Source organism: Enterobacter sp. DSM 30060, from assembly GCF_013375955.1.
Classification (GTDB): domain Bacteria; phylum Pseudomonadota; class Gammaproteobacteria; order Enterobacterales; family Enterobacteriaceae; genus Enterobacter; species Enterobacter intestinihominis.
Map to the genome: position 1 here is coordinate 3,449,292 of NZ_CP056118.1, position 20,622 is coordinate 3,469,913.

At 56.1% G+C, this 20,622-nt stretch carries 15 protein-coding genes, 2 tRNA genes and 2 other RNA genes; 11 read left to right on the forward strand and 8 right to left on the reverse strand.

Features of this window, described 5'->3' with window-relative positions:
- Positions 1-11 precede the first annotated feature (11 nt).
- A complete protein-coding gene (gene putA, locus HWQ15_RS16330) occupies positions 12-3,974 on the reverse strand; it encodes a trifunctional transcriptional regulator/proline dehydrogenase/L-glutamate gamma-semialdehyde dehydrogenase (RefSeq protein WP_063149021.1) in 3,963 nt (1,320 codons plus the stop codon).
- Between the two features lie 422 nt (positions 3,975-4,396).
- Between putA and putP the strand changes: the two genes are divergently transcribed.
- Together putP and HWQ15_RS16340 are read left to right on the forward strand one after the other, a co-directional pair.
- Positions 4,397-5,905: a sodium/proline symporter PutP gene (putP, locus tag HWQ15_RS16335; protein ID WP_022647686.1), complete on the forward strand. Its 1,509-nt coding sequence runs from the start codon at positions 4,397-4,399 to the stop codon at positions 5,903-5,905.
- 69 nt (positions 5,906-5,974) lie between these two features.
- Complete coding sequence (locus HWQ15_RS16340) at positions 5,975-6,394, forward strand: DUF3574 domain-containing protein (protein WP_045307917.1); 420 nt, start codon at positions 5,975-5,977, stop codon at positions 6,392-6,394.
- A gap of 70 nt (positions 6,395-6,464) precedes the next feature.
- Here the strand turns inward: HWQ15_RS16340 and HWQ15_RS16345 are convergent, their stop codons facing one another.
- Entirely contained in the window at positions 6,465-7,649 is a 1,185-nt protein-coding gene (locus HWQ15_RS16345; RefSeq protein ID WP_023305841.1) for a NupC/NupG family nucleoside CNT transporter, read from the reverse strand.
- A 251-nt stretch (positions 7,650-7,900) separates the two neighbouring features.
- On the opposite strand from HWQ15_RS16345, the gene efeU reads away from it, so the two are divergent.
- The 5 genes from efeU (at position 7,901) to HWQ15_RS16370 (ending at position 14,406) form a co-directional block, all read left to right on the forward strand.
- A complete protein-coding gene (gene efeU, locus HWQ15_RS16350; RefSeq protein WP_038415809.1) occupies positions 7,901-8,734 on the forward strand; it encodes an iron uptake transporter permease EfeU in 834 nt (277 codons plus the stop codon).
- A 41-nt stretch (positions 8,735-8,775) separates the two neighbouring features.
- Entirely contained in the window at positions 8,776-9,903 is a 1,128-nt protein-coding gene (gene efeO / locus HWQ15_RS16355) for an iron uptake system protein EfeO (RefSeq protein ID WP_022647690.1), read from the forward strand.
- Positions 9,904-9,906: 3 nt separating this feature from the next.
- On the forward strand, positions 9,907-11,190 hold the full coding sequence (gene efeB / locus HWQ15_RS16360) for an iron uptake transporter deferrochelatase/peroxidase subunit (RefSeq protein WP_022647691.1): 1,284 nt from the start codon (positions 9,907-9,909) through the stop codon (positions 11,188-11,190).
- A gap of 499 nt (positions 11,191-11,689) precedes the next feature.
- Positions 11,690-12,481 (forward strand): phosphate starvation-inducible protein PhoH, encoded by a 792-nt coding sequence (gene phoH / locus HWQ15_RS16365; RefSeq protein WP_169802903.1) that lies wholly within the window; start codon positions 11,690-11,692, stop codon positions 12,479-12,481.
- A 419-nt stretch (positions 12,482-12,900) separates the two neighbouring features.
- Positions 12,901-14,406, forward strand: a complete 1,506-nt coding sequence (locus tag HWQ15_RS16370; RefSeq protein WP_022647693.1) for a sodium:alanine symporter family protein — start codon at positions 12,901-12,903, stop codon at positions 14,404-14,406.
- A gap of 213 nt (positions 14,407-14,619) precedes the next feature.
- Here the strand turns inward: HWQ15_RS16370 and HWQ15_RS16375 are convergent.
- The 4 genes from HWQ15_RS16375 to HWQ15_RS16390 all read right to left on the reverse strand — a co-directional run bounded on the left by HWQ15_RS16375 (position 14,620) and on the right by HWQ15_RS16390 (position 16,587).
- Positions 14,620-14,758: non-coding RNA, RtT sRNA (locus HWQ15_RS16375), on the reverse strand.
- Between the two features lie 45 nt (positions 14,759-14,803).
- Positions 14,804-14,891 (reverse strand) — tRNA-Ser (locus tag HWQ15_RS16380).
- 137 nt (positions 14,892-15,028) lie between these two features.
- Positions 15,029-15,706, reverse strand: coding sequence for an isochorismatase family protein (locus tag HWQ15_RS16385; RefSeq protein WP_003858068.1), 678 nt, complete (start codon positions 15,704-15,706; stop codon positions 15,029-15,031).
- A gap of 20 nt (positions 15,707-15,726) precedes the next feature.
- A complete protein-coding gene (locus HWQ15_RS16390; RefSeq protein WP_022647694.1) occupies positions 15,727-16,587 on the reverse strand; it encodes a pirin family protein in 861 nt (286 codons plus the stop codon).
- A gap of 109 nt (positions 16,588-16,696) precedes the next feature.
- Here HWQ15_RS16390 and HWQ15_RS16395 point away from each other — a divergent pair, with 109 nt between their 5' ends.
- Positions 16,697-17,602: a LysR family transcriptional regulator gene (locus tag HWQ15_RS16395; RefSeq protein ID WP_176587437.1), complete on the forward strand. Its 906-nt coding sequence runs from the start codon at positions 16,697-16,699 to the stop codon at positions 17,600-17,602.
- 109 nt (positions 17,603-17,711) lie between these two features.
- On the opposite strand, the gene HWQ15_RS16400 is transcribed toward HWQ15_RS16395, so the two are convergent.
- A non-coding RNA gene (locus tag HWQ15_RS16400) (RtT sRNA) lies at positions 17,712-17,848 on the reverse strand.
- A gap of 47 nt (positions 17,849-17,895) precedes the next feature.
- Positions 17,896-17,983 (reverse strand) — tRNA-Ser (locus tag HWQ15_RS16405).
- Between the two features lie 229 nt (positions 17,984-18,212).
- Here HWQ15_RS16405 and ghrA point away from each other — a divergent pair.
- From ghrA to HWQ15_RS16420, 3 genes are all read left to right on the forward strand, one after another.
- On the forward strand, positions 18,213-19,151 hold the full coding sequence (gene ghrA / locus HWQ15_RS16410; protein ID WP_063149018.1) for a glyoxylate/hydroxypyruvate reductase GhrA: 939 nt from the start codon (positions 18,213-18,215) through the stop codon (positions 19,149-19,151).
- 84 nt (positions 19,152-19,235) lie between these two features.
- Positions 19,236-19,973 carry a phosphatase gene (locus HWQ15_RS16415; protein ID WP_022647697.1) on the forward strand — a complete coding sequence of 246 codons (738 nt, stop codon included), beginning with the start codon at positions 19,236-19,238 and terminating at the stop codon, positions 19,971-19,973.
- Between the two features lie 19 nt (positions 19,974-19,992).
- Positions 19,993-20,547: a molecular chaperone gene (locus HWQ15_RS16420; protein ID WP_045307924.1), complete on the forward strand. Its 555-nt coding sequence runs from the start codon at positions 19,993-19,995 to the stop codon at positions 20,545-20,547.
- Positions 20,548-20,622: the final 75 nt, after the last annotated feature.

Sequence of the window (20,622 nt, forward strand, 5' to 3'; positions counted from 1 at the left end):
AGTTTACACGATTAACCGATTGTCATCAGGCTGGCGTTACCGCCTGCCGCCGCGGTGTTGACGCTGAGCGAGCGCTCCACGTACAGACGCTCCAGCAGCAGGTTGGTTTCCCCGCGCGCAAAGCCCTGCACGGAAACGATGGCACCGCTGCGGGCCGCAACCTGCTCACACAGTTCGCGCAGCTGGTCGGAATCACCGTGGTAGATCACCGCGTCAAACGGCTGCGTCAGCAGGGCATCGGCCTTCGCAAAGCGAATGCGAGCCGAGACCGCTTTTGGCAACTGTTTGGCGAGGTCGCGATGCAGCGCATCTTCCGGCCACAGCACCTCACAGCCCGTTGCTGTAGCGGCTGCCAGCTGCACCAGCGCATCCTGCTCGTCATCCGCCATGCACAGCACACGCTCGCGCGGCATCAGCGTCCAGGTGTTGCGCTCACCGGTTGGACCCGGCAGCAGGCGCTGGGTACCGGCCTGCGCCAGCTCGCCGTACTGCTGCGCAATTGCACGCAGTTCAGGGCGGTTTTCTGCCCACTTAATCAGCGCCTCCAGCGGCTGGGTCAGCACGGCTTTCACCTGCGCATCCACCGGATAGTCCGCGTCCTGACGCGCCAGCGTCACGCCCAGCGCATTTTCCGGACGGTTTGCCAGCAGACGGTACAGATAGAGCGGACCGCCCGCTTTCGGGCCGGTGCCGGAGAGGCCTTCGCCGCCGAACGGCTGCACGCCCACGACTGCGCCGACCATATTACGGTTGACGTACAGGTTGCCGACTTTAGCATTGCCGGTCACCTGGGCAATGGTTTCGTCGATACGGGTATGTACACCGAGCGTCAGGCCGTAACCCGAGGCGTTGATCTGATCGATCAGCTCGTTGAGGTTGTTACGGTTGTAGCGCACAACGTGCAGTACCGGGCCGAAGACCTCTTTTTTCAGCTCGTCGAAGCTTGCCAGCTCAATCAGCGTTGGCGGCACGAAGGTGCCGGTCTGCCACTCGCGGGCATCTTCGCTGTTCTCGCGCACCGCCTGGAACACCGGACGGCCTTTGGCACGCATGGTCTGAATGTGGTTTTCGATGTTGGCTTTGGCTTCCGCGTCGATCACCGGCCCAATATCGGTGGTGAGACGGCCCGGGTTGCCCATGCGGCATTCCGCCATCGCACCGCGCAGCATCTTCAGCGTGTGGTCAGCCACGTCATCCTGTAAGCACAGCACGCGCAGGGCGGAACAGCGTTGACCTGCGCTGTCGAAGGCAGAGGCCAGCACGTCAACGACGACCTGCTCAGTGAGCGCGGAGGAGTCCACGATCATGGCGTTCATGCCGCCGGTTTCAGCGATCAGCGGCGTTGGACGGCCCTGCGCATCCAGACGGGTGGCGATGTTGCGTTGCAGCAGGGAGGCTACTTCGGTCGAACCGGTAAACATCACGCCGCGCACGCGGTTATCGGAGGTCAGTTTGGCACCCACCGTTTCACCGCGCCCCGGCAACAGCTGCACCACGCCCGCCGGTACGCCCGCTTCCAGCAGAATGTTGATGCCCTGAGCGGCAATCAGCGGAGTCTGCTCTGCCGGTTTTGCCAGCACGCTGTTGCCTGCGGCAAGGGCCGCGGCAATCTGGCCGGTGAAGATTGCCAGCGGGAAGTTCCACGGGCTGATACAGACCACCGGGCCGAGCGGACGGTGCGTTTCGTTGTCGAAATCATCGCGCACCTGACCGGCGTAGTAGTGCAGGAAGTCGACCGCCTCGCGCACTTCGGCGATGGCGTTGCTGAAGGTTTTACCCGCTTCACGCACCAGAATGCCGATAAGCTGCTGCATCTGATCTTCCATCAGCACCGCCGCGCGTTCCAGAATGGCGGCACGCTCCTGCGGCGGGGTGGCAAACCAGATTGGCGCGTTGTTCACCGCGCTCTCCAAAGCCTGATCCACTTCCGCTTCTGTGGCTTCGCGCACGTAGCCGACGATATCCTTCGGCTCTGCCGGGTTGATCACCGGCTGCATTTCACCGTCTTCAACGGACTGCTCAAGGATCGGTTTGGCCTGCCACTTCTGCAATGCGCTGTTAAGCAGGGCAGAAGAGAGCGACGCCAGACGGTGTTCGTTGGCGAGATCCAGACCCGCCGAGTTGACGCGACCTGCACCATACAGCTCGCGCGGCAGGGCAATCTTCGGATGCGGCAGACCAATCTGGCCTTCCTGCGCCGCCATCTTCTCTACGGCCTGTACCGGATCGGCCACCAGTTCGTCCAGCGGCAGGGTGGTATCGGCGATGCGGTTAACGAAGGAGGTGTTCGCCCCGTTCTCCAGCAGACGACGCACCAGGTAGGCCAGCAGGGTTTCGTGAGTACCTACCGGGGCATAAATACGGCACGGACGGTTCAGCTTGCCGTCGGCCACTTTACCGGTCACCTGCTCGTACAGCGGTTCACCCATGCCATGCAGACACTGGAACTCGTACTGGCCCGGATAGTAGTTCTGACCCGCCAGGCTGTAGATCGCCGCCAGGGTGTGGGCGTTGTGGGTGGCGAACTGCGGATAAATCAGGTTCGGCACGCCGAGCAGTTTTTTCGCGCAGGCGAGGTAAGAGACGTCGGTGTAGACCTTGCGGGTATAGACCGGATAGCCTTCCAGTCCTTCCATTTGGGCGCGTTTGATTTCGCTGTCCCAGTAGGCACCCTTCACCAGACGGATCATCAGGCGGCGACGGCTGCGGCTGGCCAGGTCAATCAGGTAGTCAATGACGAACGGGCAGCGTTTCTGGTAGGCCTGGATAACGAAACCAATCCCGTTCCAGCCCGCCAGCTCCGGCTCGAAGCACAGTTTTTCCAGCAGATCGAGGGAGATCTCCAGACGATCCGCCTCTTCGGCGTCGATGTTGATGCCGATGTCATACTGGCGCGCCAGCAGGGTCAGGGACTTCAGGCGCGGGTAGAGTTCTTCCATCACCCGGTCGTACTGCGCGCGGCTGTAGCGCGGGTGCAGGGCGGAAAGCTTGATAGAGATGCCTGGCCCTTCATAAATACCGCGACCGTTGGACGCTTTACCGATGGCGTGGATCGCCTGCTGGTAAGAGACCATGTAGGCCTGCGCGTCGGCGGCGGTCAGCGCCGCTTCACCCAGCATGTCGTAGGAGTAGCGGAAGCCTTTGTCTTCCAGCTTGCGGGCGTTCGCCAGCGCTTCGGCAATGGTTTCCCCGGTGACGAACTGCTCGCCCATCAGGCGCATCGCCATGTCCACGCCCTTACGGATCAGCGGTTCGCCGCTCTTGCCGATAATACGGTTCAGGGAGCGCGACAGGTTGGCTTCGTTATGGGTGGAGACCAGCTTGCCGGTAAACAGCAGGCCCCAGGTGGCGGCGTTCACAAACAGGGACGGGCTGCGGCCAATGTGGGAGTGCCAGTTGCCGTTGCTGATTTTGTCGCGGATAAGGGCATCGCGGGTGGCTTTATCCGGAATACGCAGCAGCGCTTCCGCCAGACACATCAGCGCCACGCCTTCCTGCGAGGAGAGGGAGAACTCCTGCAACAGACCCTGCACCATGCCGGCGCGTCCGCTGGCGGTTTTCTGATTACGCAGCTTGTCGGCGAGCTGATACGCCAGGCTGTGCGCCTGAGCGGCAACGGCTTCCGGCAGGCGCGCCTGCTCCAGCAGCATCGGCACGGCGTCGGTTTCGGCACGGCGATAGGCGCCGGTAATGGCGGCGCGGCTGACGGACTGCGGCAGGATCTGCTCGGCAAATTCCAGGAACGGCTGGTGGTTCTCATCAGCGGCCGTCGCGGCCTCTTCGCCTTCGTTCGCAGCGCCCGCCAGCAGGGCAGGCAGCTCCGGCAGACCTTCTTCACTCTCCAGTCTTTCCAGATAGTTAAAAATCGCCTGCTTGATTAACCAGTGCGGCGTGCGGTCGATACGGGTCGCAGCGGTTTTAATCCGTTCGCGGGTAGCGTCATCCAGCTTAACCCCCATGGTGGTCATCCCCATGCCAAAACTCCTGTTGTTCTGTAATAGCGTTCTGTTGATAGCGTGAAATATCCACCATGTTGCAACTTTGTGCAACCGTGTTAAATGTGACCTGGTCTGCAAGCTGGAAAATGAATGGATTGTTAACGATTAGTTAGCTGTGAAAAAGAACGCGCGGCGGTTTCTGAGCCCAGTTTTTATGCGGTGCTTAACACTTTTTAAAGGTGCAACCCATAAAAGCGTGAGCGAGTGCAACCTATAGGAAAGACGTATAAAACCAGGGATGAAATTCATGTAAATGCAGTGTTAAATCGTTTGTCAGTGGGATGCGTATACGGCAGGATAGCGCGCCCAACGGAAACACATACACACATCACTACGTTCCGGTGATGACATAACAAGGCAGCCCGGACGGCTGTCGCTCGACATTTTGGAGAATTTGAATGGCTATTAGCACACCGATGCTGGTGACATTTCTCGTTTATATTTTTGGCATGATCCTGATAGGGTTTTTGGCATGGCGTTCCACTAAAAACTTTGACGACTACATCCTCGGCGGGCGCAGCTTAGGCCCGATGGTCACCGCGCTCTCAGCGGGCGCTTCCGACATGAGTGGCTGGCTGCTGATGGGGCTGCCGGGCGCGATTTTCATCTCCGGTATCTCCGAAAGCTGGATCGCCATCGGCCTGACCGTTGGCGCGTGGATTAACTGGAAGCTGGTAGCAGGCCGTCTGCGTGTGCATACCGAAGCCAACAACAACGCCCTGACGCTGCCGGATTACTTCACCGGACGCTTTGAAGATAACAGCCGCATATTGCGTATTATCTCTGCGGTGGTGATCCTGCTGTTCTTCACCATCTACTGTGCCTCCGGCATTGTGGCGGGCGCGCGTCTGTTCGAAAGCACCTTCGGCATGAGCTATGAAACGGCGCTGTGGGCCGGTGCGGCCGCGACCATCCTCTATACCTTCGTGGGCGGATTCCTGGCGGTAAGCTGGACCGATACCGTGCAGGCGAGTCTGATGATTTTCGCCCTGATCCTGACCCCGATAATTGTGATTTTTACCGTCGGCGGCTTTGGCGAATCGCTGGAAGTGATCAAGCAGAAGAGCATCGAAAACGTCGATATGCTGAAAGGGCTGAACTTCGTGGCCATCGTCTCCCTGATGGGCTGGGGCCTGGGCTACTTCGGTCAGCCGCACATTCTGGCGCGCTTTATGGCGGCGGATTCTCACCACACCATCGTTCACGCGCGTCGCATCAGCATGACGTGGATGATCCTGTGTCTGGCGGGGGCGTGCGCGGTCGGTTTCTTCGGTATCGCCTACTTCAACAACAACCCGGCGCAGGCGGGCGCGGTGAACCAGAACGCCGAGCGCGTGTTCATCGAGCTGGCGCAGATCCTGTTCAACCCGTGGATTGCCGGTATCCTGCTCTCCGCGATCCTGGCGGCAGTCATGTCCACCCTGAGCTGTCAGCTGCTGGTGTGCTCCAGTGCCATCACCGAAGACCTCTACAAAGCGTTCCTGCGTAAGGGCGCGAGCCAGAAAGAGCTGGTGTGGGTAGGGCGTTTTATGGTGCTGCTGGTGGCGCTGGTGGCGATTGCGCTGGCGGCTAACCCGGAAAACCGCGTGCTGGGGCTGGTGAGCTACGCGTGGGCGGGCTTTGGCGCCGCATTTGGTCCGGTGGTGCTGTTCTCCGTTCTGTGGTCACGCATGACCCGCAACGGCGCGCTGGCGGGGATGATTATCGGTGCGGTTACCGTTATCGTCTGGAAACAGTTCGCGTGGCTGGGCCTGTACGAAATTATCCCGGGCTTCATCTTCGGCAGCCTCGGTATTGTGGTGTTTAGCCTGCTGGGTAAAGCGCCGTCTGCATCTATGCAGAAGCGCTTTGCGGAAGCGGATGCGCATTACCACTCAGCGCCGCCGTCTAAGCTCCAGGCTGAGTAATTTCCCCCTCACCCTAACCCTCTCCCCAAAGGGGAGAGGGGACAGACCGTTCACCCGTTCGAGATGAGAATGATGATTAAAACAGGGTTGATGATGGCAGCATTACTGCTGCTGGCGGGGTGTAACGCTCCCACGCAGCATGCGGCGGTGGAGACCTGCAAAGCGGATAACCAGATGCAGCAGACTACGCTCTATTTTGGCTTGAATCGCCCGGCAGGGGCGCAGATTACCGGCAGCGAGTGGCAGCAGTTTGTCGACCAGGACGTGACGCCGCGTTTTCGCGATGGCTTAACGGTGGTTGATGCCCGCGGGCAGTGGCTGGGGAACGACGGAAAAGTGGCGCGTGAACCCAGCAAAGCGTTAATGCTCATCCATGGTAAAGACGCGCAGAGCGAGAAGAACATCGAAGCGTTGCGCGGGATCTATAAGTCTCGTTTCGCGCAGGAATCGGTGATGCGGGTCGACCAGCCGGTGTGCGTGCAGTTTTAATGAAAACGGCGGGAATTCCCGCCGTTGTTGTTTTGTAGGCCGGGTAAGCGAAGCGCCACCCGGCATTGCATCAGAGCACCAACCCCGCAAAGCTCGCCGACAGCAAACTCACCAGCGTTGCCCCGTACACCAGGCGTAAACCAAACCGCGACACCACATTACCCTGTTGCTCGTTCAGGCCTTTTATTGCCCCCGCCACAATACCAATGGAGGCAAAGTTAGCGAACGACACCAGGAACACTGACAAAATCCCCAGCCCGCGCGGTGACATTTGGTGGGCTATTTTTTGCAGCTCGATCATCGCCACAAATTCATTCGCCACCAGTTTGGTTGCCATAATACTGCCCGCGCTTAAGGCATCGCTCAGCGGAATACCAATAAGCCACGCCAGCGGATAAAACACGTAACCCAGAATCTGCTGGAAGCTCAGGCCAAATACGCTGGAGAAGAGGGCATTAACGGCGCTAATAAGGGCGATAAAGCCAATCAGCATCGCCAGAATAATCATCGCCACCTTAAAACCGGCCAGAATATATTCGCCCAGCATTTCAAAGAAGCTCTGGGATTCATGCAGCTTTTCCAGTTTGATATCGGGTTCGGCTTCCGGGCGGGCCGGGTTAATGACCGAAAGGATAATAAAGGTGCTGAACATGTTCAGGATCAGTGCCGCGACGACAAATCTGGCGTCGAGCATGGTCATATAGGCACCGACAATCGACAGCGAAACCGTCGACATCGCCGTTGCAGCCATCGTAAACAGGCGGCGTGAGGAGAGATCGCCCAACACGCCCTTGTAGGCAATGAAGTTTTCAGACTGACCGAGTATCAGTGAGCTCACCGCGTTAAAGGATTCCAGCTTGCCCATGCCGTTCAGTTTTGACAGCAGCGTCCCGATAACCCGAATAAAGATCGGCAGAATACGCCAGTGCTGCAGAATACCAATCAGCGCCGAGATAAAAATAATGGGGCAGAGCACGCCAAGGAAAATGAACGCCAGCCCTTTTTCACCCATCCCGCCAAAGACAAAATTCGTCCCTTCGGCAGCGAATTTAAGCAGTGATTCAAAGAAACCGGAGACATGTTTAATAATGAACAGGCCGCTTTCTGCATGCAGAAAAAAGAATGCCAGCGCGATTTCAATCACGATCAGCTGTAAAACGAAACGAATGCGAATTTTTCGGCGGTCGAAACTCACCAGCCAGGCAAGCGCAAGAATAATCACCAGCGCCAGCAGGAAATGGACAATTTTAAACATGGTTTATTTTCAGTTGGTTTTCGAGGCGGACATTTAGCCACAGCCCCGGTTAACCGTAAATGGGCATTTTCGTTATACCTTATAAACGCAACGGTTACTCAGGCAATTATTATTCCGCAATGCGTTTACATCTGGTCATCAAAACTCCACATATTTCGCTTGTTTTTCTTGTGGCCGTAATGATAATCACTATCACAAGAATTTACCTTTCTTTGCATCAGTTGACCGCGATAAACATTTAAGGTGTCTGCATGTTTGTTCCTTTTCTCATTATGTTACGTGAAGGCCTTGAAGCGGCCCTGATTGTTAGCCTTATCGCCAGTTATCTGAAGCGCACCCAGCGCGGACGCTGGATCGGCGTGATGTGGGTTGGCGTCTTCCTGGCCGCGGCGCTCTGCCTGGGGCTGGGTATTCTTATCAACGAAACCACCGGAGAATTTCCTCAGAAAGAGCAAGAGCTTTTTGAAGGCATTGTTGCCGTAATAGCGGTGGTGATCCTCACCTGGATGGTGTTCTGGATGCGCAAGGTCTCCCGTAACGTGAAGGTACAGCTGGAGCAGGCGGTGGATAACGCCCTGCAAAAAGGCAACCACCACGGCTGGGCGCTGATCATGATGGTTTTTTTCGCCGTGGCGCGTGAAGGCCTGGAGTCAGTGTTCTTCCTGCTCGCGGCTTTTCAGCAGGACGTGGGCATCTGGCCGCCGCTGGGCGCGATGCTTGGGCTGGCCACGGCGGTTGTGCTTGGCTTCCTGCTCTACTGGGGCGGCATTCGTCTTAACCTGGGCGCGTTCTTCAAGTGGACCAGCCTGTTTATTTTGCTGGTGGCCGCGGGGCTGGCGGCAGGGGCGATCCGCGCCTTCCATGAAGCGGGCCTGTGGAACCACTTCCAGGACGTGGCGTTTGATCTTAGTAACGTTCTCTCCACCCACTCACTGACCGGCACGCTCCTTGAAGGTATCTTCGGCTATCAGGAAACGCCGAGCGTCAGCGAGGTGGCGATGTACTTTATCTATCTTATTCCGGCGCTGGTGCTGTTCTTCATGCCATCGCGCCCCAGCGCTCAGCCGTCGCGTACTGCGCCGTGAAGCGCTTTGTTTAGTTACAACATACTTTAAAGGGAAGAGACATGGCTATTCAATTCCGTCGTAGCGCGTTACAGGTTGGTGTGGCAGCGCTGTTCGCGTCTGCCTTCGCCGCTCAGGCAGCAGATATTCCGCAGGTAAAAGTCACCGTCAACGATAAACAGTGCGAGCCGATGACCATCACGGTTAACAGCGGTAAAACCCAGTTTATTATTCAGAACCACAGCCAGAAGGCGCTGGAGTGGGAGATCCTGAAAGGCGTGATGGTGGTAGAAGAGCGTGAAAATATCGCGCCTGGCTTCAGCCAGAAAATGACCGCTAATCTTCAGCCGGGGGAATATGACATGACCTGCGGCCTGCTGACTAACCCGAAAGGTAAGCTGATCGTCAAAGGCGCAGCGACGGCGGACGCGGCCAAAGGCACCGCGCTGCTGAGCCTCGGCGACGCCATTACCGCCTATAAAGCCTACGTCACCAAAGAGACGGCTGACCTGGTGGCAGGCACCAAAGCCTTTACCGACGCGGTGAAAGCGGGCGATATCGAAAAAGCGAAATCCCTGTATGCGCCTACACGTCAGCACTACGAGCGCATCGAGCCGATTGCCGAGCTGTTCTCTGACCTCGATGGCAGCATTGACGCCCGCGAAGATGACTACGAGCAGAAGGCCGCCGATCCGAAATTCACCGGCTTCCACCGCCTGGAAAAAGCCCTGTTTGGCGATAGCTCCACCAAAGGGATGGAGAAATACGCCGATCAGCTCAACAGCGACGTGCTGGAGCTGCAAAAACGCATCAGCGAGCTGGCCTTCCCGCCGTCGAAAGTGGTGGGTGGTGCTGCGGGTCTGATTGAAGAAGTGGCCGCGAGCAAAATCAGCGGCGAAGAAGATCGCTACAGCCACACCGACCTGTGGGACTTCCAGGCAAACGTCGACGGCGCACAAAAAATTGTCGATCTGCTGCGGCCTCAGCTGCAAAAAGAGAACGGCGAACTGCTGGCGAAAGTGGATGCAAACTTTAAGAAAGTTGACGCCATCCTGGCGAAATACCGTACCAAAGACGGGTTCGAAACCTACGACAAGCTGACCGATGCGGACCGTAACGCGCTGAAAGGCCCGATTACGACGCTGGCGGAAGATCTCTCTCTGCTGCGTGGCGTTCTGGGTCTGGACTAAGCGATGAACAAGCATGATGAGTACGACGTGGCGGAACCTTCCCGACGTCGGTTATTAAAAGGGGTAGGGGCGCTGGGCGGCGCGTTTGCCCTGGCGGGCGGCTGTCCGGTGGCGCATGCGGCAAAACCACAAAGCGCCCCCGGCACGCTCTCCCCGGATGCACGTATGGAAACGCAGCCATTTTATGGTGAGCACCAGGCAGGAATCCTGACGCCGCAGCAGGCCTCGATGATGCTGGTGGCTTTCGATTCGCTGGCGAGTGATAAGGCTGACCTTGAGCGTCTGTTCAGGCTGTTGACCACGCGCATTGCCTTCCTTACGGCGGGCGGTCCGGCACCGGAAACACCGAATCCGCGCCTGCCGCCGATGGATTCCGGGATCCTCGGGGCGTTTATCGCTCCCGATAATCTGACCATCACCGTGTCGGTGGGGGAATCGCTGTTTGATGATCGCTACGGTCTGGCGAAGCAGAAGCCGAAAGCGCTGCAAAAAATGACGCGATTCCCGAATGACTCTCTCGACGCGGCGTTGTGCCACGGCGATCTGCTGTTGCAGATCTGCGCCAATACCCAGGATACGGTGATCCACGCCCTGCGCGATATCATCAAGCACACTCCGGATCTGCTCAGCGTGCGCTGGAAGCGGGAAGGTTTTATATCTGACCACGCCGCGCGCAGTAAAGGGAAAGAGACGCCGGTCAACCTGCTGGGCTTCAAAGACGGTACCGCCAACCCGGACAGCAGCAATACCGTGTTGATGAAAAACGTGGTCTGGGTGACGGAGGATCAGGGCGAACCGGCCTGGGCGGTGGGTGGCAGCTATCAGGCGGTGCGTATCATTCAGTTCCACGTGGAGTTCTGGGACCGCACGCCGCTGAAAGAGCAGCAGACGATCTTCGGCCGCGATAAGCAAACCGGCGCACCGCTCGGCATGAAGCACGAGCACGATGAACCCGACTACGCCCGCGATCCGAACGGAGATGTCATCGCGCTGGACAGCCATATTCGTCTCGCTAATCCTCGCACCAAAGAGACCCAGTCCAGCCTGATGATGCGCAGGGGCTACAGCTACTCGTTGGGGGTGACCAATTCCGGTCAGCTTGATATGGGACTGCTGTTTGTCTGCTATCAGCACGATCTGGAGAAAGGGTTCCTCACCGTGCAGAAGCGGCTCAACGGCGAAGCGCTGGAGGAGTACATCAAGCCCATCGGCGGCGGCTATTTCTTTGCCCTGCCCGGCGCGCGTGACGCGAAGACCTGGCTCGCTCAGGGTCTGATAGAAGCCTGATAATTGTCCCTGCGACAGTTCGCGGGGACATTATTTTTCCATATGACTATCTTGTTGTTATATTTCTGTAATATTCATATATGAGACTGATTCCGCTGCAGGAGCAGTCTTAAAGGTTGCATCTAGGTAAAATAAATGTTGCATTTATGATAATTCCTGATGTACTTAAGATAAGACAGCGGTAGTTCCCGGCAGTGATATTGACTCACTATGGAGATCGCGAATGGTTGCGTCCTGTACTGGACAAGGTAAACACATCAACCGCAGCACCCGGCGCGGAGGCTCAGACTCCGGCAGCGATTTCCTCACCACAAAATTCTCCCCTCCACCTCTAAATACGATTTCTACCGACGTGCATAACGGTGCGCGTAGCCGTTCTGTATCGTCATCCGGTAATGCAAGCAATGGCTTACAAGGAAGCCAACCCTCTGATGTTCGTGCGCATAATCGTGCCGATGCTGGCGCGTGTGATGAATACCAACAACTCAAGGTGCTATCCATGGGAAGACAGAAAGCAGTGATCAAAGCTCGTCGCGAAGCAAAACGTGTGCTGAGACGGGATTCACGTAGCCATAAACAGCGTGAAGAAGAATCGGTCACCTCGCTTGTGCAGATGAGCGGCGTAGAATCCATTGGCATGGCGCGGGACAGCCGCGATGCATCGCCAATAGTGGCGCGGAATGAAGCTCAGGCGCACTACCTGAATGCTATCGAGAGTAAACAGCTCATCTTTGCAACCGGGGAAGCCGGATGCGGGAAAACCTGGATCAGTGCCGCCAAAGCGGCGGAGGCGCTGATTAATAAGGACGTGGAAAGGATCATCGTTACCCGTCCGGTACTGCAAGCGGATGAAGATCTGGGCTTCCTGCCTGGAGATATTTCTGAGAAGTTTGCCCCGTACTTCAGGCCCGTCTATGACGTGCTGGTGAAGCGGTTGGGCGCTTCCTTTATGCAGTACTGCCTGCGACCAGAGATTGGCAAGGTGGAAATCGCGCCGTTCGCCTATATGCGCGGACGTACATTTGAAAATGCGGTCGTTATTCTTGACGAGGCTCAGAACGTGACCGCTGCGCAAATGAAGATGTTTTTAACGCGCCTCGGGGAGAACGTGACGGTTATCGTCAACGGCGATATTACCCAGTGTGACCTGCCGTCGGGCGTGAAGTCTGGCCTGAGCGATGCTATGTCACGTTTTGAGGAAGATGAGATGATAGGGGTGGTCCGCTTCACAAAAGAGGACTGCGTCCGCTCAGCGCTGTGTCAACGAACGCTGGAAGTGTACTCCGACTAAGATCATTTCACATTTTAAGTCATTTCTTCCCGGCGTCATGCCGGGAAGCTTCTTTTATTCCCTCTGTTCGCATGGCTTTTTTTTAATCATATTTATTTCCTATAGCATTCAACGGGATTTACGTACCGTTTTGCGGTAATAATAATATTACTGTTAATTTGCCGCGAACGCTTTTTATACAGGTCGCAAAAGTGTGATATGTATTTACAATACCCACAAAATACCTGTGAATATAATGATCGCGCTAATTGTTAGGTGAAAATTAAACGTGAATGTTGTCACAGAACATGACTAAGCAGTAAAAATTAAGTTGGTGTCTTTTGGCTAATTATCTATGTTTCGTACTTGTTCAAATTAAATTCTAAGAAGAAACACACCAGGGGATCGTTTCCTCTGGAACATCACGCTGAGGGTCATACATGAACGAACTGGTTAGTGCAATTAACGGTGTTATCTGGAGCCCTGCGTTAATATTTTTATGTCTGGGTGTCGGTCTCTATTTCTCACTGCGTAGTCGTTTTCTACAATTACGTCATATAAAACATATGATTACCCTGATGTTTCAGGGCGGGGCTACCGATGCCGGCGTATCATCGTTTCAGGCGTTGACGATGACGCTGGCGGGCCGCGTAGGGACAGGGAATATCGCCGGTGTGGCGACCGCCATTACCTTTGGTGGCCCCGGTGCGCTTTTCTGGATGTGGGTAGTGGCATTTTTAGGCGCCAGCTCTGCTTTTGTTGAATCCACGTTAGGTCAGGTTTATAAAGAAAAAATTAACGGCGAATATCGTGGGGGACCTGCCTTTTATATTGAAAAAGGGTTGGGGGTGAAGTGGTACGCATGGTTATTTGCTATTGTGACCATTTTCTCCTGCGGTTTATTACTTCCGGGCGTACAGGCAAACTCAATTGCCGCCAGCCTGGATATTGCCTTCGGTCTTAACCCAAACGTTACAGCGGCAATACTGGCTGTACTGTTAAGCTTCATTATTTTCGGTGGTGTAAAAAGGATCGCCAGCTTTAGCAGTATGGTCGTTCCGTTTATGGCGCTCGGCTATATTATTGTTGCCTGCGTTATTATCGCGATCAATATTGAAAAACTGCCTGCTGTTATCCTGCTGATCTGGAAAAGTGCTTTTGGCCTTGAAGCGGGATTTGGCGCTATTCTGGGCCAGGCTATCATGTGGGGCGTTAAACGCGGCGTCTATTCCAACGAGGCGGCGCAGGGTACCGGGCCACATGCCTCCTCGGCAGCAGCCGTAAGTCATCCGGTGAAACAAGGGCTGGTTCAGGCGTTCTCCGTATATATCGACACGCTGTTTGTCTGCTCCGCGACCGGGTTTATGCTGTTGATCACCGGGCTTTATAATGTTCAGGGCGTCGACGGCGCAGCCCTTTATACCGGTATTGCAGGCGTGGCGGCCGGTCCTGGCTATGTGCAGACAGCGATGGAAAGTATGATGCCGGGCTTTGGTAATTACTTTGTCGCCATCGCGCTATTCTTCTTTGCCTTCACCACCATCATTGCCTATTACTATATCGCTGAAACCAATATCGCCTACATCAACCGTAAAATTCACCGTCCGTGGCTGACATTCCTGCTTAAATTATGTCTGATGGCTTCCACGGTATATGGCACAATCCGCACCGCGGATCTGGCATGGGGATTAGGGGATATCGGGGTAGGGCTGATGGCCTGGCTCAACATTATTGCCATTGTCCTCTTGCATAAAAAAGCCTTTGCCAGCCTGAAGGATTATGAAACCCAGAATGCGCAGGGAATTGATCCACAGTTTGATCCGGTTCGGCTTGGGATTAAAAATGCGGATTACTGGCTGGGGGAGCGCAGAGATGAAGAGGGGGGATTGCCGGGGCAGGTTTCTTCTCCTGAAGGAAAGCAGCCGGCGGGGAAGTTGAATAACTGAGGAATAGTTTAAAACGGGCCCGTGCTTATGCGCGGGCTTTTTTTATGGGTGAGGCGGTATCACCCGCACCGGCGGGGATTGACTCGCTTCGCTCTCAGTCTGTCCAACTGGCTGCGCCAGTTGTCGAACCCCGGTCGGGGGTTCTCATCCCCCCGCAGACGTGCAACATGCGAAAAAAAAGCCCGCATTTTCATGCGAGCTCTTCTTAAAATATGGCGGTGAGGGGGGGGATTGACTCGCTTCGCTCGCCCTGCGGGCAGCCTGTTCGCTATGCTCTCAGTCTGTCCAACTGGCTGCCGCCAGTTGTCGAACCCCAGTCGGGGGTTCTCATCCCCCCCTTTTCGGAGAATATAAAAGAAAAAAGCCCGTACTTTCGTACGAGCTCTCATCTTAAATATGGCGGTGAGGGGGGGATTCGAACCCCCGATACGTTGCCGTATACACACTTTCCAGGCGTGCTCCTTCAGCCACTCGGACACCTCACCATATTGTTTTGCTGCCTGACCGCTTGGGGGGCAACGGGGCGCTACTATAGGGAGTTGCGCGAAAGCGGTCAAGCAGATTTTCTGCATTCGTGCCTGTTCGGTTAAGCCTTAATCAGCTTATGGCGCACCGCGCAGGATCAACGCTGCGAATCGAGCACTTCGCTGTTTTTCACGACGTCCTGCGCTTTGCTGTAACTTTCGATCAGCAGCTGGTAGGCAGGGAAGATGTGTGTGTACACCTCTGCCCATTCTCCCGCATCTTCACGGTTCCACGTGCGCTGGATCTCTGAGGCCACTGCCGCTGTGTCCATCGGTACCACGCCTGCCTGCACCACGCGCGCCAGGGTGATCTCTTGCGCCATTTTGCTGTAGGTGCCGGAGGCATCAATCACCGCAAACACTTTATATCCGTCCGCCACCGCGCTGATGGACGGGAAGGCCATGCAAACGCTGGTAATCGTCCCCGCGATAATCAGCGTTTTGCGTCCGGTGGCTTTCACCGCCGCCACGAACTCCGGATTATCCCAGGCGTTGATTTCACCCTTGCGTGCCACATACTGTGCGTGCGGCGCATTGGCGTGGATCTCCGGGATAAGCGGGCCGTTCGGTCCCTGTGGAACCGACGCCGTGGTGATCACCGGGATCTTCGCCAGCGAGGCGATCTTTGCCAGCGCTGCTGCACGAGCGCGCAGCTCAGGCATTGGCATGTCTCCAACAGTCTGGAACAATCCGCTCTGGTGATCGATAAGCAGCATAACGGCATCATTGACGTCAATAACGGGACGTGCACCGTTGAAGTTTGCAGGGGTAGACATAATGCGCTCCTTTATTACGTTTAGATTTGGCCAAAGCGGCCGGAGTTGAAATCGCGAATAGCTTCGGCGATTTCGGTTTTACTGTTCATCACAAACGGGCCATAGCCCACGATGGGTTCATTCAGTGGCTCCCCGGCCATCAGCAACACTTTGGCATCGCTGCTGGCTTCGAGATGCAGCTTGTCGCCGCTCTGACTCAGCACGACCAGCTGCGCCTCACCCGCAGGCGTGGTGCCGTTCACTGTCACGCTGCCCTCAACAACAACCAGCGCCGTGCTCCAGCCTTCGGGCTGATTGAGCGTCAGGTGGCTGCCCTGGTGCAGAGCGAGATCCCATACGTTAAGCGGTGAGAAGGTATGCGCCGGGCCGGTTACCTCTCCAAAGCGGCCAGCAATCACGCGCATTGTTCCGCTGTTATCCGGCAGGGTGACCACCGGGATATCCGCCTGAGTGATGCTCTGGTAGCCAGGCGTCGCCATTTTGTCTTTGGCGGGCAGGTTGACCCACAGCTGCATCATTTTCAGTTCACCGCCTTTCTGCGAGAACGCGCTGGAGTGGAACTCCTCGTGCAAAATGCCTGCGCCTGCCGTCATCCACTGCACATCGCCTGGACCAATAACGCCGCCTCTGCCGGTGGAATCACGGTGCTCAACTTCGCCTGAGTAGACGATGGTCACCGTTTCAAAACCGCGATGAGGATGCTCGCCCACGCCGCGTTTTGCGCCATCCGCCGGGAAGGTATGTGGTCCGGCGTAGTCAAGCAGCAGGAACGGGCTCAGCGGTTCGCCGTGCGTCTGGTAAGAAAACATCGAACGAACCGGAAAACCATCACCGACCCAGTGCGGACGAGGTGCGGTATACACGCCTGTTACGTTTTTCATGATTAACTCCTGATGTCCTGTTGATGTAAATAGCTTATATTCAGGGTTAATATCCCGGTAGATAGCAAAAATGACATTCACTGTTCCTTAAATGGAACAATGGGGGCGTATGCAGGATCTCAATGATTTCGTATGGTTTGTGAAGGTGGTGGAGCATGGCGGCTTTGCGGCAGCGGGGCGGGCGCTCGATCAGCCAAAGTCGAAACTGAGCCGTCGGATTGCGCAGCTGGAAGAACGCCTGGGTGTTCGGTTGATACAACGTACTACGCGGCAGTTTGCGGTGACTGAAGTGGGGCAGACGTTCTTTCAGCACTGTAAAGCCATGCTGGTGGAGGCTGAAGCTGCGGAGGAGGCGGTGGCTGCTTTACAGGCTGAGCCGCGCGGTATGGTCAGGATCACTTGCCCCGTAACCCTACTGCACGTTCACGTGGGGCCCATGCTGGCGAGGTTTATGGCGCGCTATCCGGGAATTAACCTCCAGCTTGAAGCCACCAACCGCCGGGTCGATCTGGTGGGGGAGGGGGTGGATGTGGCGATCCGCGTTCGTCCGCGCCCGTTTGATGACAGCGATTTGGTATTAAGGGTGCTGGCGGACAGGGGTCACTGTCTGGTTGCCGGGCCGACACTGATTGAACGGATGGGCAACCCGGCGATGCCTTCTGAGCTCAGCGAATGGCCGGGTTTAAGTATGGGCGCTGGTAAACACCTGCATAAGTGGGAGCTGAGCGGGCCGGAGGGGGCGAAAGCAGACATTCACTTGACGCCGCGCCTGGTGACTACCGATATGCTGGCGCTGCGGGAGGCAGCGATGGCGGGCGTGGGCGTGGTACAGTTGCCCATTTTGATGGTGAAGGATCAGCTGGCTTCAGGTGAGCTTGTTCGGGTGCTGAATGCCTGGGAACCCAGAAGGGAAGTGATCCATGCGGTGTATCCTTCCCGGCGCGGCCTGCTGCCATCGGTCAGGACGCTGGTGGATTTTCTGACCGAAGAGTATGCAAAGATGGTTGAGGACTAGCTTTTCGTAGGTCGGGTAAGCGTAGCGCCACCCGACATAAAGAGCGCAGGGAGCGAATAGAATATAAAAGAAAAAAGCCCGCATTTTCATGCGAGCTCTTCTTCAAATATGGCGGTGAGGGGGGGATTGACTCGCTTCGCTCGCCCTGCGGGCAGCCTGTTCGCTTCGCTCACAGTCTGTCCAACTGGCTGCGCCAGTTGTCGAACCCCGGTCGGGGGTTCTCATCCCCCCCCGCAGTCGTGCAACATGCGAAAAAAAAAGCCCGCATTTTCATGCGAGCTCTTCTTCAAATATGGCGGTGAGGGGGGGATTCGAACCCCCGATACGTTGCCGTATACACACTTTCCAGGCGTGCTCCTTCAGCCACTCGGACACCTCACCATATTGTCATCCCGTTGTTGTCGGGACGGGCGCTAATGTAAGGAAAAGCCGTACTGCCGTCAACCCACTTTTTCAGTAATTTAGCGTGTTTAGACAAACTTCAGGCAACCTGATTTCGAAATGTGCGAAAAGCGCCTCTTTTATCAGCAACGCGGTTTAGCGATAAATTTGTTATGCTGACAAGCCAGTTAAAAATGAAAATAAAACAGCGCACTAAAAGGCAATGACTATGGATATTATCTTCTATCACCCCACTTTTGATACGGCTTACTGGATTAAGGCGCTCACGGCGGCACTGCCTGGCGCACGCGTTCGCGAATGGAAACAGGGCGATAATGAACATGCCGACTACGCGCTGGTCTGGCATCCCCCGGTCGAAATGCTTCAGGGACGCCGTTTGAAGGCGGTGTTTGCTCTTGGTGCGGGGGTGGATTCCATTCTCAGTAAGCTGAAGGCTCACCCTGAAATGCTGCCGGAAGATATTCCCCTGTTTCGTCTGGAAGATACCGGTATGGGGGAGCAGATGCAGGAATACGCCGTAAGCCAGGTGCTGCACTGGTTCCGCCGCTTCGACGATTATCAGGCGTTTAAACAGCAATCCCACTGGGAACCTCTCCCGGATTATCAGCGTGAAGATTTCATCATCGGCATCCTCGGGGCGGGTGTGCTGGGTTCGAAAGTCGCCGAAGCGCTCGCCCCGTGGGGCTTCCCACTGCGCTGCTGGAGCCGGAGCCGTAAGGATTATCCGGGCGTCGAGAGCTTTGCCGGAACGGACGAACTCCCGGCGTTCCTGAAAGGGACACGCGTTCTCATTAACCTGCTGCCGAATACGGCGGAAACGGTCGGCATTATCAATGGCACGCTCCTCAACCAGTTGGCAGAAGATAGCTACTTAATGAACCTGGCGCGCGGGGTACACGTTGTGGAAGACGATCTGCTGAAAGCGCTGGATAGCGGTAAACTGAAAGGCGCAATGCTGGATGTGTATAGCCGCGAACCGCTGCCGACAGACAGCCCGCTTTGGGCACATCCGCGCGTGGCGATGACGCCCCATATTGCGGCCGTGACGCGCCCGGCGGAGGCCGTGGCGTATATCTCGCATACCATCAGCGAAATAGAGAAGGGCAACGCGGTGACCGGACAGGTCGACAGACAGCGAGGCTACTGAGAGAAACCCGGCGTTCGCCGGGTTTTTGCTAATATTCGCCGCTGATAACTGCTATCCTTTGGAAAAACCGCAGAGGAGAGAAAGATGTATCCCGTTGACCTGCATATGCACACCGTCGCCAGTACTCACGCTTACAGTAACCTCCATGATTATATCGCTCAGGCGAAGCTGAAAGGCATCAAGCTGTTTGCGATAACCGATCACGGTCCGGATATGGCGGATGCGCCGCACTACTGGCATTTTGTGAATATGCGTATCTGGCCACGTCTGGTTGACGGTATCGGGATACTGCGAGGCATCGAAGCGAACATCAAAAATACCGACGGTGAAATTGACTGCACCGGCCCGATGCTGACCTCGTTAGATCTGATCCTCGCCGGCTTCCACGAGCCGGTCTTTGCGCCCCAGGATAAAGAGACCAACACCGCGGCGATGATTGCCACCATTGCCAGCGGCAATGTGCACATTATCAGCCACCCGGGAAATCCGAAATACCCGATCGATATTCAGGCCGTGGCACAGGCCGCAGCGAAGCACCGCGTGGCGCTGGAGATCAACAACTCCTCGTTCGTGCATTCGCGTAAGGGCAGTGAGGCCAACTGCCGCGACGTTGCGGCGGCCGTGCGTGACGCGGGCGGAATGGTGGCGCTGGGCTCTGATTCACACACGGCCTTCACGCTGGGTGATTTCAGCGAGTGCCTGAAAATATTGCGGGACGTGAATTTCCCGGAAGAACAGATCCTGAACGTCACGCCGCGTCGTATGCTCGACTTCCTTGAGTCGCGCGGCATGGCGCCGATTGATGAATTTGCCGATCTTTAATTAATAACGGAATAAAAACATGAATGAGTTTTCCATCCTTTGCCGCGTGCTGGGCACCTTATATTACCGCCAGCCGCAGGATCCGCTGCTGGTTCCGCTGTTTACCCTGATTCGTGAAGGTAAACTGGCGCAGAGCTGGCCGCTGGAACAGGATGAGTTGCTGGAACGCTTGCAAAAAAATTGCGATATGCAGCAGATTTCAACGGATTACAACGCGCTGTTCGTGGGGGAAGAGTGTCGCGTGTCGCCGTATCGTTCTGCCTGGCAGGAAGGTGCGACCGAAGCGGAAGTTCGGGCGTTTCTTTCAGAACGCGGCATGCCGCTGACGGATATGCCTGCCGATCATATCGGTACCCTGTTGCTGGCGGCCTCATGGATTGAAGATAAAGCAGGTGATGATGAGAATGAGGCGATTGAAACCCTGTTCGAAACGTATCTGCTGCCGTGGGTCGGAACCTTCCTGGGTAAAGTTGAAGCCCACGCCACCTCTCCGTTCTGGAGAACGCTGGCTCCGCTGACGCGTGACGCTATCGCTGCCATGTGGGATGAGCTGGAAGAAGAGAGTGAAGAGTGATTTAAATCACAAAAATCCTGCAACGATACATTTCAACTTGCACGTAACGTGCTTCTGATCTCATTTCTAGGGTGC

Excerpts from the sequence above, each read along its gene's own strand:
- putA (WP_063149021.1), bottom strand. The coding sequence starts at position 3,974 with ATGGGGATGACCACCATGGGGGTTAAGCTGGATGACGCTACCCGCGAA.
- putP (WP_022647686.1), top strand. The coding sequence starts at position 4,397 with ATGGCTATTAGCACACCGATGCTGGTGACATTTCTCGTTTATATTTTT.
- HWQ15_RS16340 (WP_045307917.1), top strand. The coding sequence starts at position 5,975 with ATGATGATTAAAACAGGGTTGATGATGGCAGCATTACTGCTGCTGGCG.
- HWQ15_RS16345 (WP_023305841.1), bottom strand. The coding sequence starts at position 7,649 with ATGTTTAAAATTGTCCATTTCCTGCTGGCGCTGGTGATTATTCTTGCG.
- efeU (WP_038415809.1), top strand. The coding sequence starts at position 7,901 with ATGTTTGTTCCTTTTCTCATTATGTTACGTGAAGGCCTTGAAGCGGCC.
- efeO (WP_022647690.1), top strand. The coding sequence starts at position 8,776 with ATGGCTATTCAATTCCGTCGTAGCGCGTTACAGGTTGGTGTGGCAGCG.
- efeB (WP_022647691.1), top strand. The coding sequence starts at position 9,907 with ATGAACAAGCATGATGAGTACGACGTGGCGGAACCTTCCCGACGTCGG.
- phoH (WP_169802903.1), top strand. The coding sequence starts at position 11,690 with ATGGGAAGACAGAAAGCAGTGATCAAAGCTCGTCGCGAAGCAAAACGT.
- HWQ15_RS16370 (WP_022647693.1), top strand. The coding sequence starts at position 12,901 with ATGAACGAACTGGTTAGTGCAATTAACGGTGTTATCTGGAGCCCTGCG.
- HWQ15_RS16385 (WP_003858068.1), bottom strand. The coding sequence starts at position 15,706 with ATGTCTACCCCTGCAAACTTCAACGGTGCACGTCCCGTTATTGACGTC.
- HWQ15_RS16390 (WP_022647694.1), bottom strand. The coding sequence starts at position 16,587 with ATGAAAAACGTAACAGGCGTGTATACCGCACCTCGTCCGCACTGGGTC.
- HWQ15_RS16395 (WP_176587437.1), top strand. The coding sequence starts at position 16,697 with ATGCAGGATCTCAATGATTTCGTATGGTTTGTGAAGGTGGTGGAGCAT.
- ghrA (WP_063149018.1), top strand. The coding sequence starts at position 18,213 with ATGGATATTATCTTCTATCACCCCACTTTTGATACGGCTTACTGGATT.
- HWQ15_RS16415 (WP_022647697.1), top strand. The coding sequence starts at position 19,236 with ATGTATCCCGTTGACCTGCATATGCACACCGTCGCCAGTACTCACGCT.
- HWQ15_RS16420 (WP_045307924.1), top strand. The coding sequence starts at position 19,993 with ATGAATGAGTTTTCCATCCTTTGCCGCGTGCTGGGCACCTTATATTAC.